This window comes from Nocardia albiluteola (genome assembly GCF_018860155.1).
In the GTDB taxonomy this organism is placed as follows: domain Bacteria; phylum Actinomycetota; class Actinomycetes; order Mycobacteriales; family Mycobacteriaceae; genus Nocardia; species Nocardia albiluteola.
Genome location: NZ_JAHKNI010000003.1, coordinates 203,462 through 217,043 on the forward strand (window position 1 = coordinate 203,462; position 13,582 = coordinate 217,043).

At 69.6% G+C, this 13,582-nt stretch carries 12 protein-coding genes; 6 read left to right on the top strand and 6 right to left on the bottom strand.

Annotation, left to right across the window (positions count from 1 at the left end; all coding sequences use genetic code 11):
* Positions 1-11: 11 nt before the first annotated feature.
* From KO481_RS10660 to KO481_RS10675, 4 genes are all read left to right on the top strand, one after another.
* On the top strand, positions 12-839 hold the full coding sequence (locus tag KO481_RS10660; RefSeq protein WP_215916895.1) for an SDR family NAD(P)-dependent oxidoreductase: 828 nt from the start codon (positions 12-14) through the stop codon (positions 837-839).
* A gap of 110 nt (positions 840-949) precedes the next feature.
* Positions 950-2,203: an SPFH domain-containing protein gene (locus KO481_RS10665; RefSeq protein WP_215916896.1), complete on the top strand. Its 1,254-nt coding sequence runs from the start codon at positions 950-952 to the stop codon at positions 2,201-2,203.
* Between the two features lie 720 nt (positions 2,204-2,923).
* Positions 2,924-4,171 (top strand): TFIIB-type zinc ribbon-containing protein, encoded by a 1,248-nt coding sequence (locus KO481_RS10670; RefSeq protein ID WP_215917331.1) that lies wholly within the window; start codon positions 2,924-2,926, stop codon positions 4,169-4,171.
* A 2-nt stretch (positions 4,172-4,173) separates the two neighbouring features.
* A complete protein-coding gene (locus tag KO481_RS10675) occupies positions 4,174-4,923 on the top strand; it encodes a hypothetical protein (RefSeq protein ID WP_215916897.1) in 750 nt (249 codons plus the stop codon).
* Between the two features lie 55 nt (positions 4,924-4,978).
* On the opposite strand, the gene KO481_RS10680 is transcribed toward KO481_RS10675, so the two are convergent.
* Both KO481_RS10680 and KO481_RS10685 read right to left on the bottom strand, forming a co-directional pair.
* Positions 4,979-5,830, bottom strand: coding sequence for a putative protein N(5)-glutamine methyltransferase (locus tag KO481_RS10680; RefSeq protein ID WP_215916898.1), 852 nt, complete (start codon positions 5,828-5,830; stop codon positions 4,979-4,981).
* A 129-nt stretch (positions 5,831-5,959) separates the two neighbouring features.
* Positions 5,960-6,844 carry a YdcF family protein gene (locus KO481_RS10685; protein ID WP_308166497.1) on the bottom strand — a complete coding sequence of 295 codons (885 nt, stop codon included), beginning with the start codon at positions 6,842-6,844 and terminating at the stop codon, positions 5,960-5,962.
* Positions 6,845-7,054: 210 nt separating this feature from the next.
* On the opposite strand from KO481_RS10685, the gene KO481_RS10690 reads away from it, so the two are divergent.
* The gene (locus tag KO481_RS10690) at positions 7,055-7,906 is read left to right on the top strand and encodes a bifunctional 5,10-methylenetetrahydrofolate dehydrogenase/5,10-methenyltetrahydrofolate cyclohydrolase (RefSeq protein WP_215916900.1); all 852 of its coding nucleotides are present in this window, start codon (positions 7,055-7,057) and stop codon (positions 7,904-7,906) included.
* A gap of 20 nt (positions 7,907-7,926) precedes the next feature.
* Here KO481_RS10690 and KO481_RS10695 read toward each other — a convergent pair whose 3' ends face one another.
* Together KO481_RS10695 and KO481_RS10700 are read right to left on the bottom strand one after the other, a co-directional pair.
* Positions 7,927-8,682, bottom strand: a complete 756-nt coding sequence (locus tag KO481_RS10695) for a L,D-transpeptidase (protein WP_215916901.1) — start codon at positions 8,680-8,682, stop codon at positions 7,927-7,929.
* Positions 8,683-8,882: 200 nt separating this feature from the next.
* Entirely contained in the window at positions 8,883-9,539 is a 657-nt protein-coding gene (locus tag KO481_RS10700; RefSeq protein ID WP_215916902.1) for a cyclodeaminase/cyclohydrolase family protein, read from the bottom strand.
* A 143-nt stretch (positions 9,540-9,682) separates the two neighbouring features.
* On the opposite strand from KO481_RS10700, the gene KO481_RS10705 reads away from it, so the two are divergent.
* On the top strand, positions 9,683-10,720 hold the full coding sequence (locus KO481_RS10705) for an LLM class F420-dependent oxidoreductase (RefSeq protein ID WP_215916903.1): 1,038 nt from the start codon (positions 9,683-9,685) through the stop codon (positions 10,718-10,720).
* A gap of 94 nt (positions 10,721-10,814) precedes the next feature.
* Here KO481_RS10705 and KO481_RS10710 read toward each other — a convergent pair whose 3' ends face one another.
* Entirely contained in the window at positions 10,815-11,153 is a 339-nt protein-coding gene (locus KO481_RS10710) for an STAS domain-containing protein (RefSeq protein WP_215917332.1), read from the bottom strand.
* Between the two features lie 157 nt (positions 11,154-11,310).
* Positions 11,311-13,557, bottom strand: a complete 2,247-nt coding sequence (locus KO481_RS10715) for a SpoIIE family protein phosphatase (protein WP_215916904.1) — start codon at positions 13,555-13,557, stop codon at positions 11,311-11,313.
* Between the last annotated feature and the right edge of the window lie 25 nt (positions 13,558-13,582).

Genomic DNA, 13,582 nt, shown 5'->3' on the forward strand with positions numbered 1-13,582 from the left:
GGGAAGCGGATATGGATTCGGTAGCGGGCAAGGCCGTCCTCATCACCGGCGCGGCCATGGGCCTGGGCCGCTCGTTCGCCGAGCGGGCCATGCGCGAACGGGCGGCCCACGTGGTGCTCTGGGACATCAACGAGCAGGCCCTGAAACAGACGGCCGACGAGCTGGCCGCGCTGGGCCCCGGGGCGGTGCACCATCAGGTGGTCGACGTCTCGGACCGCGAGGCGATCGCGTCGGCGGCCGCCGTGGTTCGCGCGGAGGTCGGCGAGCTGGACGTGCTGATCAACAACGCGGGCATCGTGCGTGGCAACGGATACTTCTGGGAGACCGCGGATCCGGGCGACATCGAGCGCACGGTCGCTGTCAATTCCCTTGCGCCCATGTACATTACGCGAGAGTTCCTGCCTACCATGGTGTCCCGCCGCGCACCCGCGCGGGTGCTGAATATCGCGTCGTCGGCCGCGCTGGTGGCCAATCCGCGCATGAGCGTGTACGCGGGATCCAAGTGGGCGGCGCTGGGCTGGTCCGATTCGGTGCGGCTGGAGCTCGAGCAGTCCGGCAACGACCACGTCCGGGTCACCACGTTCTGCCCGACGTACATCAACACCGGAATGTTCAACGGCGCCAAGGGATTCCTTTTCACGCCGATCATCGAGCAGGACGAGGCCGTGGCGACGGCGTGGGAGGAGATGAAGAAGGGCGCGCCGCTGGTGGTGATGCCGTGGACCTCGCGCCTCAATCGCGCCATCTCGGGCCTGCTGCCGCTACGGGTGCGGGACGCGTATCTCGACGCGGTCGGCGTCTACCACTCGATGGAGGAGTTCACCGGCCGCAAGGGCTGATGCTCCCGAGCCGATGCCGCGGAATACGGGGCGTTCGGAGTCTGTCCCACCTGTGACATACTCGCCGAGTGGGCGGGTGCGGTGCTGCCCGAGGGAGGACGGAGGCAAGCATGGGCCTGATGGACAAGATTCGCAACGAGTTCATCGATATCATCGAGTGGCTCGATGAGACGAATACGACGCTGGCATGGCGTTTTCCGCGGTATGACAACGAGATCAAGAACGGCGCGCAGCTGATCGTGCGTGAGGGGCAGCACGCCCTGTTCGTCTACCGTGGCCAGCTCGCGGATCAGTACCGGCCCGGGCATTACCAGCTGGTCAGCGAGAACATGCCGATCATGTCCACGCTGCAGGGGTGGAAGTACGGCTTCAACAGCCCATTCCGGTCCGAGGTCTACTACATCAACACCCGTCCGGTGACCGATCTGCGTTGGGGCACACCGCAGCCGGTCACCGTGCGCGATCCCGACTTCAAGATGGTGCAGGTGCGCGCGAATGGCACCACCATCGTGCGGGTGATCGATCCGGCCGCGTTCCTGCGTCAGGTGATCGGCACCGAGAGCGTCGTGGACATGGAGCAGATCACCGAGATGATCCGGCGCAATATCGCGCTGGCCTTCTCGGACATGGTGCTGGCCAGTGGACTGGGCGCCATCGATCTGCAGGGCCGTCAGGTCCAATTGTCCGATCAGCTGCGTGAATTCGTCGCCCAGCGGGTGCAGTCGTTCGGCATCGGCATCGACGCGATCACCATGTCCATCTCGCTGCCGGAGGAGATCCAGCAGGCCATGACGCGCGGTGTGGCGCGCGGCGTGGAGGCCGGTGGATTCCTCAGCAACGTCGGCGATCTGAATCGCTACACCCAGGCTCAGGCCGCGGATGCGATGCTCGCGGCCGCGCAGAACGAGGGCGGCGGCAACGCGATGGGCGCGGCCATGCAGGCGGGGATGGGCGTCGTGATCGGCGGCCAGATGGCCGGGAACATGCAGGGCGGGCTCGCACCGCAATACCCCCAGCAGGGCTATCCGCAGCAGCAGCCCGGATACCCGCCGCAGGGCGGCTACCCGCAGCAGCCGGGCTATCCACCGCAGCAGCCCGGCTACGGCCAGACGCCCCCGCCCCCACCGCCGCTGCCCTCGCAGCAGCAGTTCCACGTCGAGCTCAACGGTCAGGCCGCCGGTCCGTACCCGCTCGACCAGCTGCGCCAGTTCGTCACCAGCGGTCAGCTCACCCCCCAGACCAACGTATGGTCGACCGGGATGTCCGCCTGGGCCGCGGCCGAGACGGTGCCCGCACTGGCCGGCCTGTTCAACAGCCCGCCGCCCCTTCCAGGCACCCCGCCCCCGCCGCCGTCCGCGCAGTAGGTCCGGCCGGTCGTTGCATGTCAGTTCGGTCCCGGGGGAGCGATGAACAATCCTGAACAGAATGCGGATCACCATCCGCCGCCCCTGCCCGGGGGCGGCGGACCGGCGGGCGGTTATCCACCGCCGGGTAATTTCCCTCCGCCACCGTGGACGAATTCGCCTGCGCCGCAAGGTGAGAGGGGCGCTCCACCCATGGGCGCGCAGCCGCCCCCGAACCTTTCCGTACCCGGGGGGCCGGCCGGTCCGCAGAGGCCGGGCGACTCACTGCCACCGGGTGTGAATTCGCCTGCGCCGCAGCGCGATAGTGCTGCCCCGCCGTGGGGTGCGCAATCGCCTGTGAACTTCTCCGTATCCGGTGGCCCGGCCACGCCGCAGGGTCCAGTGAACTACTCCGGATCGGGCGCACCGTCAGCGCCGCCGGCCGGCCCGGGTGCGCCATTGCCTGGTTCGCCCGCGGTGCCGGTTTGGGGTGGTCCGCAGCAGGGTTACGCACCACCCGTTTCTGGCGGCTCGACGATGCCGCCCGGTGCGCCGAATCGCGGTGTGCCGAATCCTGGTGCGCCACAGCAGTTCGGTGGTCCGCCTCCGATTCCGGGTGGTTACCCCGGGCCCGGTGGCGCACCTGCCAATCCCGCCCCCGGGGGTCCGGGCGGCGCTCCGGGTGGTTACCCACCACCGATGCCCGCTGCCGGTCGGCCGTTCACTCCGCCGGCGGGTGTCATGGGTGTGAGCATCAACCCCGCGGCCGCCGCTGGTGCGCCGCAGCCCCCCGCTCCGAAACCGCCTGCACCGCAACCCGACAGGGCCATGCTGCACAGCACCGAGCACACCCGCACCTATCCGTGCTCGGCGTGCGGCGGGCAGTTGCAGTTCGATATCGCCAGCCAGCAGTTGCGGTGCCCGAGCTGTGGCAACTACTCCGAGATTCAGGCGCCGCGTGGGCCGGTGACCACGCGCGATCTGCGAGCGGCGATGGGTGAGTTGCGTGCGCTGCAGGCCACCACGTCGGGGCCGCAGGTCACCGGCAATCACGAGATCAAATGCCAGAGCTGTGGCGGCACAACCTCGTTCGTCGGCAGCCTGACCGCGACGAGGTGCCCGTACTGCGCCACCCCGATCCAGCGCGACGACGTGCACAACGCGCCCGCGCGGTTGCCGGTCGACGGCGTGGTGCCGTTCCGCGTCGATGAGAAGAACGCGCGGGAGCTGGTGGAGAAGTGGGTCTCGGGCCGTTGGTTCGCGCCGAGCCAGTTCAAGAAGTACAAGCGGGTCGGCTCGTTCGCGAGCGTCTATCACGCCTACTTCGCCTACGACGCCGACACCTACACCTGGTACCAGGGCGAGCGCGGCATCGAGTACACCGAGACCTATCGCGACGACGACGGAGACCTGCAGACGATCACCCGGGTGCAGTGGTATCCGGTGCAGGGCGAGGTCGCGAACCAGTTCGCCGACGTGCCGGTGCTGGCCAACGACGCGGTGGATCGCGGCCGCGTCAAGGCGCTCGAGCCGTGGCCGATTGTGGAGGCGACCTCCTACTCGCCGGAGTACGTGGCCGGGCATCTGGCACGCACCTACGACTACGACGCCGAGGAGTCGCTGCCCGAGGCGCGTGCGGAGATGGAACGCGAGATCGAGCACACCGTCCGCCGGGACATCGGCGGCGATCAGCAGCGCATCCACTCGCTGAATTCGAACTGGAACTCGCTGGCGTTCAAGCATGTGCTGCTGCCGATCTGGCTGCTGACCGTGATCTATATGAATCAGCCGTTCAACGTGTACATCAACGGCCTGACCGGTCAGGTGTCCGGTGATCGGCCCTGGAGCAAGGTCAAGATCGCGATCGCGGTCACGGTGGCGCTGATCGTGGTGATCGTGGCGGTTGTACTGTTCATGAAGTTCCACGGCCACAGCGGCGCGAGTACAAGCGTGCATCACTCTTATCATCCGAAGACCCGGCGGAGGTAACCGTGGGATTGAGCCTGTTGCTGATCGTGCTGGCGCTGCTGGTGCTGGTCGGCGGTGTGGTCGCGATTCTGATGGTGATCGGGCGCCATCAGAAGCAGTCGATCGCCTACGACAATCAGGTGGTGCCGGGCATGCCCTCTCTCGCGCCACCGTCGTGGGCGGGCTCGCACGACCCCGAGGCCAAGCTGCACCGGCGCCTGCGCGACGCGGTGCGCGCGCTGCACACGGTCAACGCCTACGACACCGCCGCGAGCGTGAATCTACGTGCGGGACTGGAACAGTCGGCCCTCGCGGTGGACAACCACCTGATCGCCATCGCCGCACTGCCGCAGCCCCACCGGGACCAGGCCCTGCCCGACGCCACCGCCTCCGTCGAAGCGGTCGAGGCCGGCGTCGCCCAATACGCCTCCGCGACAACCAAACCCGATCCCGTCGCCTTCGAAGCCGGGCTGCAGGGCGTGCAGACCAGCATCGACGCGATCACCCAGCGAATCCAGGCCCTGGGCCCCGGCCAGCCCCCGATGATGTTCCCGGGCCGGCCCGGAGCCTTCCAACAGCCCCAGCCCGGTGGCGCATACCAGCAACCGCCGCTGGCGGGTGCATACGGACAGCCGCAGCCCGGCGGTTACCAGCAGCCCCCGACCGATGGCGGTTACCCGCAGCCAGGCCAGGGGTCTCCCCAGACCGGAGGCGGTACCTATCCGCCGGGTCATACTCCGGGGCAGTCCGATCCCGCCATCCGTCGGTCCTGATTTCCCGCACAGCCGCGAATCTGTCTGAACCGCTTCGGGTTCGGCATCGTGACCGTCAGCGAGGCAGTTCTGTCGTCGGTGCGCCCTGAGGCGGCGCGCCCGGCGGGGGTGAGATGCCCAGGACGACGGTCGCGTAAAGCTCCTCGGATTCGGCTACGACCGGTGTAAGCCCTTGGTGTGCAAGGATTTCCGTGGCCAGCGGTACTTGCGCGCGGCTCGCCTCCACCAGCAGCGCGCCACCGGGCGCGAGCCATCGCGGCGCGGCCGCGGCGACTCGACGGAAAACGTCGAGGCCGTCCGCGCCGCCGTCCAGGGCGGTGCGCGGTTCGTGATCGCGGGCCTCGGGTGGCATCTCGGCGATTCCCGCTGTCGGCACGTACGGCACGTTGGCGAGCAGCAGATCGACCCGCCCGGCCAGATCTGCCGGGAGCGGGGCGAACAGATCACCCTGGTACACGGCCGCGCCGAGTGGTGCCAGGTTGTCGCGGGCGCAGGCCACGGCGGCGGGCTCGACATCGCTCGCGGCCAGCTCGACGGGAATTCCGGCGGCGGACAGCTCGGTGGCCACGGCCAGCCCGAGCGCACCGCAGCCGCAACACATGTCGAGCACGACGCGCGCCGTGCCACTCTCCTGTCCGAGCGCATGCGAGACGGCGCGCTCGACGAGAAAGCCGGTGCGTTGCCGTGGCACGAAAACGCCCGGGCGCACCGCCACCCGCAGCCCACGAAATTCCGTCCAGCCCAGTAGATATTCCAGCGGGGTTCCCGAAACCCGCTGCGTCACCAGCGCTTCGAGCTCGGCCGCGCTCGAAGCGGCGTCGGTCAGCAGGTCAGCCTCCTGCTCGGCGAATACGCACCCTGCCGCCCTCAGCCGGGCGACCAGGGCTCCGTTGTCGGCCGTCGTCACCGAATCATTGTGTCCGACGTGCGGCGACCCAGGTCATCCCGGCGGGCGGTGCCGGGACCCGGGCCAGATTTCGTGTCGCGGCCGTGCATTCCGGCGGCACGTCGCACCGACGGGCCGCCCAGCCCGGCCCTACGAACTCGGCAGGAACGTATGCACCGCATCCACGTACATGCCCCACTGCGCGGCCTTGGACGGCGGGACCAGCGAGGAGATGATCGAATTCGGCGAGGTCATCGCGCCCACCACCCGGGTGCCCGCGACGATGAAATCGGTCACGGCCCGGCGAATGTGGTTGGGCGAGGTGATGACCACGGCGCCGCCGATCCCGCGGGCGCGCATGAGCCGGGTGCTGAACAGTGCGTTCTGCACGGTCGACCCCGAGCGATCCTCCACCAGGATGCGCGAGGGCGGAATGCCGTGCCCGATCAGCCAGCCCGCCATCGCGGCGGCCTCGGTCACGCCGTTGTGCGGGGCGCCGCCGGTGACGACGATCGTGGACGCGGGCGCGGCGACGGCCTGCAGCCACGCCGCCTCCAGCCGGTTCACGAGCTCGGACCGCATGGTGCCGTCGGGAAGCAGGCCGAAGCCGAGCACCACCAGGGCGGTCTGCGCGTCGATCATCGCTGGAATCGGATTCGGCAGGGTGCCGACGCCTGCGCCGATGGCGCCAAGCACGCCCCGCGCCCCGGCGGCCATTCCCGGATCGATCACGTTCAGCCTGGCGAACGCGGTCTCGCGGGTGACCAGATCCCCGGCGTAGTCGGCCCAGATCGCCTGGATCGCCAAGGCCTGCGGGTTGTCGGGGGCCGCACCGACCATGGTGCGGAGCCCGGCCAGCCCGGCGGCGTCGTTGCCGCCGATGAAACTGTCCTGGACCTGCGCGTAGAGGGGACTGGCGAGCGCCGGGACGGCGGCGGTGCGTTCGGCGGACGCGATGCCCGTCAGAGGTCCGGCGATGGCGAGCACGGCCGAACCGGCCGCGACGAGAGCTTTGACACGCCTTGCGATCTTCACTGCTGTCGACACCTTTCCGGAAAGAACGGGGTGACGCATGTGTAGCTGGCAATTGGCTCGAGCTCGATCGCCACCACGATACGACCGGAATGGTCGGCCGGCGAGGATTTGGCGTTGCGACATTCACGGTTTCATGTCGGTAGCGGTTGGGTTGCCGAACGGCGCGCCCGGAGCGCGGGTCCGGCGGGCGGCCGGATAGGGTGTGGGTTCGTGGAAACCATTTCGCTCACCGGCAAGGATCTCGCCGCCGCCCTCAATGCCGATTCCAAGCAGCGCGCCGCCGCGCTCGCCGAACGCGGAGCCGCGCCGCGGCTGGTGCTGGTGGTCGCGAACGACGACCCGGCCAGCGGGTGGTACGTGAAATCGCTGCAGCGCGCCGCCGAGCGCCTCGGAATCGACTGCGACACGGTCGATCTGGGCCCGAACACCACGGCCGACGCGATCCGCGCCGAGCTGCGCGCGCTGTGCGCGGATATCGCGGTGGATGCGGTCATGCTGCAGACGCCGCTGCCCGCCGGTGTCGCCCTGCGGGATGTCAGCCTCGCGATCGCCGCGGCCAAGGATGTCGACGGCGTGAGCCCGCATTCGCTGGGGCTGCTGGCCGCGGGCCTGCCCGGATTCCCCCCGGCCACCTCCGAGGCGGTCGTGGAACTGGCCAAACATCACGACATTCCGCTCGCCGGAAAGCATGTCGCGGTGGTGGGGCGCTCCAACGTGGTCGGCAAGCCGCTGGCCCAGCTGCTGCTCGCCGAGGATGCGACCGTCACCGTCTGCCATTCCCGCACAACGGATCTGGCGGCGGTCACCGGGGCCGCCGATATCGTGGTCGCCGCCGCGGGCCGCGCCGGGCTCATCACGGGCGAGCACGTGCGCGAGGGCGCGGTGGTCATCGACGTGGGCACCAACGAGGGGCCCGACGGAAAGATCGTCGGCGACGTGGATGCTGAATCGGTGCGGGGCAGGGCGAGCGCGCTGAGCCCGGTGCCCGGTGGCGTGGGCCCGGTGACGACCGCCCTGCTGATGCGGCACGTCGTGGATGCCGCGGCCGCGAGCCGCGCCTAGGTTTCCGTGGCGAACTCAGGTCACCAGTGCACGGTGACCGGGTCGCCGATTCCTACATTGTTGTAGTACCACTGGGCGTCCGCGGGTGCGAGGTTGATGCAACCGTGACTGACATTCGAGTGGCCCTGCTGGTTGACCGACCACGGTGCGGAATGGACGTAAACCCCACCCCAGGTGAGCCGTTCGGCGTAATAGACGTCGAGACGATAACCCTCGGAGCTGTTCACCGGAATACCGATGGTGCTGGAATCCATGATGACGTGCGACTGCCGTTCCAGGACGGGAAACGTGCCGACCGGTGTTTCGTGTCCGGGTTTACCCATCGAAGCGAGCATCACCCGGGGTCCCTGACCGGGCAGGAATACGGTGAATGTGTGCGCGGACATATCGGCGTCGGCGCGCGTGCCGCCGTTGCTGCGGAATTGGGTGTGCGCGGTACCCGCGCGGACGGTGAATTGCGTGTCCACCGGGAGATATCGGGTCGGCGTCCAGACCAGTTCGCGGTTGCCGTTCCAGGCATACGCCCCGGCCAACGGTCGATCGGCGCTGACGGTGACGGCCCGCTCGGCGAACGCGCGATCGGCCACGGGTGCTGCGAAATCGATCGTGACCGGATCGGCGATACCCACCAGTGCACCGTTCGATGGTGATATGGATTGCACGGCAGGTAACTGCGATTGGGGCGCGACGAATGCCGCCGCCGCGGTGCCCGTGGTGATTGTCGCGAGGGCCGCGATCGCTAGCGCGAAATAACCATGACGAATCATGTGCCGCATGCCCCACCCCCTTCGGATGGTGTGGTTATGAGGCATTTCATTTTAATGCGCCATGATCATGTCGATCTACAAAAAGTGCTCGCATCGTTACCAAACTACCGCATGTCGTGCCGCGGCGTGCGAGGGCCCGTGTGCATGCCGGATGCCCGTCTCGAGCCGAGCGGAAGGGGGATGCCCAGGACGGGGCCGTTATGGCGCGCTCAGCGGGTGATTGCCGCGATCACGTCGGCGTGCACGGCGTCCGCGCGGGCGGTGAGCTCGTCGATCCGCTGCAGCACCGGGGCGAACTCCGCGCCCTGTTCCGCGCCGAGCGAGGCCACGTTGATGGCGATATTGAGCCGCGAGCTGGTGGCCGCGGCGCGCGCCGCGTCGGCGGCCGCACCGATATCGGTGACCACGTTCGGGTTGCCGATGGGGAGCAGATCGGCTGCGAGGGAAAGGATCTCGTCGGCCTCGGCGACCACCGCGGCGGGCACCCGGGCGGCCTCCAGCAGGGCGGCGCCGATGGCCGCGGCGCGCGCGGCGCCCTGCTCGTCGGTGTCCTTGGGCAGCTTGTAGGCCGCGCCGACGGCGGTGAACGCCGCGGCGTCGGCGTCGGCCAAGGCCAGCGAGCGGGCGCGGGCGGCGTCGGCGGCGGCGATGATGCGGTCCACGACCGGACGGTTGTCGGCATCCTTGGCGCGGGTGGTGTAGCGGGCCACCATGGCCACGAGCGCAGCGCCCTGCGCGGCATGCAGCGCGGCCACCGCGCCGCCGCCGGGGGCGGGGATCTTGGCCGCCAGATCGTCCAGGTACCGCCCGATCGCCGCATCCCCGAAGGTCGTGGCGGCGGTGGACGATGCGGTGTCCTGAGACATGCTGCGGGGCCTCCCGTTTCGGTGATCGATCGGCGCGTACTACCCGGGCGTATGCGTCCTGGGACAACCGTACCGGGACCCTCGTCACCGCCTGTCACGACCCCTGCTGGGCGGCCGTACCCGGTGTCAGTAGGTTGTCGTTCATGCGTATCGGATTGGGCATCAATTATGCGGGGGGCTTCAAGGAGGTCGCGGCCGAGGTCGCCGATCTGGAGCGGGCGGGCCTGGACATCGTGTTCGTCCCGGAGGCGTACTCCTACGACGCGGTCAGCGCCCTCGGGTACCTGGCGGCCAAGACCGAGCGCGTGCAGCTGGCCTCGGGCATCCTGCAGCTCTACACTCGCACCCCCACCCTGACCGCGATGACCGCGGCCGGCCTGGACTACGTCTCGGACGGTCGCTACATCCTCGGCCTGGGCGCCTCGGGCCCGCAGGTGATCGAGGGCTTCCACGGCGTGCCATACGACGCGCCGATCGGCCGCACCCGCGAGGTCATCGAGATCTGCCGCAAGGTGTGGCGGCGCGAGCGCCTGGAGCACCAGGGCAAGTACTACACGATCCCGCTGCCGGCCGAGCGGGGCACCGGGCTGGGCAAGCCGCTCAAGCTGATCAATCATCCGGTGCGCGAGCGCATTCCGGTGCTGCTGGCCGCGCTCGGGCCGAAGAACGTCGAGCTGGCCGCCGAGGTCGCCGAGGGCTGGCAGCCGATCTTCTTCGTGCCGGAGAAGGCGAACGACGTGTGGGGCGACGCGCTGCGCGCGGGCAAGGCCAAGCGCGAGGCGGCGCTGGGCGAGCTCGAGGTGTTCGCCGGGCCCGCGCTCGCGATCGGCGACAATGTCGAGGGCCTGCGCGAGTTCATCAAGCCGCATCTGGCGCTGTACATCGGCGGCATGGGGGCCAAGGGCAAGAACTTCTACCACACTCTGGCTACCAAGTACGGCTACGGCGCCGAGGCCGATCGCATCCAGGAGCTGTACCTGTCGGGGGAGAAGGAGGCTGCCGCCAAGGTCGTGCCCGACGACCTGGTACGCGACATCTCGCTGATCGGCTCGGCGAGCTTCGTCGCCGAGCGGGTGGAGGCCTTCCGCGAGGCGGGGGTGACCGTGCTGAACGTGGTGCCCATGGCCGAGACGGCGGCCGACCGGGTGAAGCTGATCGAGCAGCTGCGCGAACTGGTCTGAACACGACGATCGGGATCCCTCGGTGGGGATCCCGATCGTCCGGTCGGTGGTGGTTGCCGTCCCGGCGGCACGCCGGGACGACGGGTGCGCCCGCCTATCCCCGGCGCAGCGCGGCCAGGGCTTCCTCCAGCGTCGGATGCAACGAGAAGACCTGATCCAGGCTGGTCATCTTGAGCTGGCGGCCGGTGGCGGGGCCGTCGGCGACGACGGCGATGCGGGTGTCGGCGCCCGCCCGCTGATGCGCGGCGACGAGGGCGGCCATCCCGGCCGAGGCCAGGAAGCTCACCTGGGACAGATCGATGATCACGGCCGCCGGCTTGCCGCCCAGCGTTGCCTCGATCGCATTCTCCAGCGCCGGGGCGGTCGCCAGATCGACCTCACCCGCCACCGTGAGGACGGTCGCTTCGTCGTGCACCGAGACCGATGTGGTCATCGCGTCGGCGAGGGGGTTCGCGTCTCCGGAAGTGTTGGTCACATCAAGACAATCTGCCATGAACCAGCGCTCCGCGCCGCATCGTCCGCCGTATTCACCGATGATTCGTAGCTTTCTCCGATGTGAAAACCCCAGCTACGGCACCCGATCCGGGAATTCATATCCGGCTCGCGACCGAGAACGATTCGGCGGGCAGTTTGGCCATCATATGCACGCGGGTGCCCACGCCCAGGTGGTCGATCACCAACTCGTCGGTCAGCGCGTGCATCATGGCGATGCCGCGCCCGCGGTAGCCCGGATCGTCCGGCAGCGGGCGCCAGACGCCGTTGTCGGACACCTCGATGGTGACCTGGTCCAGCGCGCAGTCGGCGGACAGCACGACGCGGCCGGGGGAGCCGCCGAGGTAGGCGTGCTCGATGCTGTTGGAGCACGCCTCGTTCGCGGCGGCGACCAGATCGGTGGCCAGCTCGTGCGGCACCGCGGCGGCGCCGAGCCATGCGGCGAACTCACGCCGTAGCTCGGCCAGCCGCCCTGCCTCGGCGGGCACGTCCAGTCGCAGCGCGCGCGGCGGCTGCCGGTAGACGACCATCGCGACGTCGTCGTCGTAGCCCGCGGCCGGGCGCAGCCGCGAGAGCACCGAGTCGGCCACCTCACGCGGCAGATCCGCTGCCGCACCGGACAATTCGTCGGCGAGCTCGTCGAAGCGGAGATCGATGTCGATGCCCCGCTGCTCGACCAGGCCGTCGGTGAACAGCACCAGGGTCGAGCCCGGCTCGAGGACGGTGGTGGCCTCGGGGCGCTGGGTGTCGAAAGTGGCCAGCGGCACGCCGCGCCCGCCCTCGAGCAGCCGGCCCTTGGCGCCGGGCGCCGCCAGCACCGGGGGCATGTGCCCGGCGTTCGAATAGCGCAGCACGCCGCGCTCGGGGTCCAGGATCGCCGCGCACACCGTCGTGCACATGGCGCCCGGAATGCGGGCGGCAACGGTGTCCAGTTCGGCGAGCAGCTGCGCGGGGCCCGCGCCGCGCAGCAGCAGAGCCCGTGCGGCCGTGCGCAATTGGCCCATGACGACGGCCGCGGACAGGCCACGGCCGACGCAGTCACCGACCACCAGGCCGATCGCGCCGTCGCGCAGCTGCACCACGTCGTACCAGTCGCCGCCGATCTCGAGCGGCGGCAGCGCCGGCTCGTAGTGCACCGAGAATCGCGGCGGCAGCTCGATCGGTCCGAGCATGGCCCGCTGCAGGGTCAGCGAGGTCGAGCGGGCGGCATCGAAGTTGCGTGCGCGCTGCACGGCCAGGCTGAGCTGCCCCACCAGCAGCGAGAACAGCGACCAGTCGCCCGGGCTGATCGCGCGCGGCGCGGCGAAGCGCAGCCACAGCGCCGCGTCGCCGGTCTCGCCCAGCGGCGCCACGATGCCCTCGGAGCTGGCCGCGCCCTCGGGGATCGCGAACATCGTGCGCCCGGGTCGCAGCCGGACCCGGTCCAGCAGGGCACGGGCCCGCGCGTCGAGCACCTGCCGCGACTGTGCAGCGTCGCCGCCCGAGACGTACAGTTCAGGCCCGGTCTGGCGGTTCGGCCACATCGACACGACCGCGGTCTCGGCGCCGATCGCGTGGCGCAGCTCCTCGAGCCCGACCGCGAGCACCTCGACCACGCTGGTGGAGGCGGCGACCGCGGTCGCCAGCCGCGAGACGGCTTGGTCGCGGGCCTGCGCGTCGTGTTCGGCGGTGACGTCGCGGATGGTGCCGACGAAGATCCGCTCGTCGTCCTCGGGACGGATCAGCGACGAGGTGCTGACCGCGAGCCACAGCTGGCGGCCGTCGCGGTGCCGCACCGGCATCACGAACCGGGCCGCCTCGGTGCCCAGATCGGGATAGTGCGAGTCGTCGGAGATCGCCCAGGGGTGCGGCACCGCGTACGGCACCGCGTCCGGGCCGTATCCGGTCAGCGCGCCGAAGGCCGAGTTGACCTCGGTGACGGTGCCGCGCGAATCGGCCACGAAGAAGCCGTCCTGCAGCGATTCGACCAGCGCGGTGCGGAAGACGTCGCGGCCCTCGAGATCGTCGGCGCGCAGCCGCTGCAGCTCGTAGGAGCGGGTGCTGTCCAGGAAGCCGCGGGTGGCCACGTCCAGCGCGGCGAGGGTCTGCAGCAGGAATTCCAGCGCGGTCCGGTTGGATTCCGGATCCTCGCCGCGCTGGCGGACCTGTTCGGACGAGGCCAGCAGATGCCACTGCCCCAGCAGCCGGAAGTGGTGTTCGGTGAGGTCCAGGATGCTGACGCCCTCGACGAGGGCGCGCCTGCCGAGCTCGTAGCCCTCCGAGAGGGTGTACTGGGTCGGCGAATCCAGGTGCAGGCGAAGGGCATTGGTGTATGCCTCGCGGAATTCGGCCAGCACGTTGGTCATAGTGGAGGCCTGCCGGTGGCGGTGA

What these genes read in the sequence shown, in the direction of transcription:
- KO481_RS10660 (WP_215916895.1), top strand. Translation starts at nt 12, where the DNA reads ATGGATTCGGTAGCGGGCAAGGCCGTCCTCATCACCGGCGCGGCCATG.
- KO481_RS10665 (WP_215916896.1), top strand. Translation starts at nt 950, where the DNA reads ATGGGCCTGATGGACAAGATTCGCAACGAGTTCATCGATATCATCGAG.
- KO481_RS10670 (WP_215917331.1), top strand. Translation starts at nt 2,924, where the DNA reads ATGGGTGTGAGCATCAACCCCGCGGCCGCCGCTGGTGCGCCGCAGCCC.
- KO481_RS10695 (WP_215916901.1), bottom strand. Translation starts at nt 8,682, where the DNA reads ATGCGGCACATGATTCGTCATGGTTATTTCGCGCTAGCGATCGCGGCC.
- KO481_RS10700 (WP_215916902.1), bottom strand. Translation starts at nt 9,539, where the DNA reads ATGTCTCAGGACACCGCATCGTCCACCGCCGCCACGACCTTCGGGGAT.
- KO481_RS10705 (WP_215916903.1), top strand. Translation starts at nt 9,683, where the DNA reads ATGCGTATCGGATTGGGCATCAATTATGCGGGGGGCTTCAAGGAGGTC.
- KO481_RS10710 (WP_215917332.1), bottom strand. Translation starts at nt 11,153, where the DNA reads ATGACCACATCGGTCTCGGTGCACGACGAAGCGACCGTCCTCACGGTG.
- KO481_RS10715 (WP_215916904.1), bottom strand. Translation starts at nt 13,557, where the DNA reads ATGACCAACGTGCTGGCCGAATTCCGCGAGGCATACACCAATGCCCTT.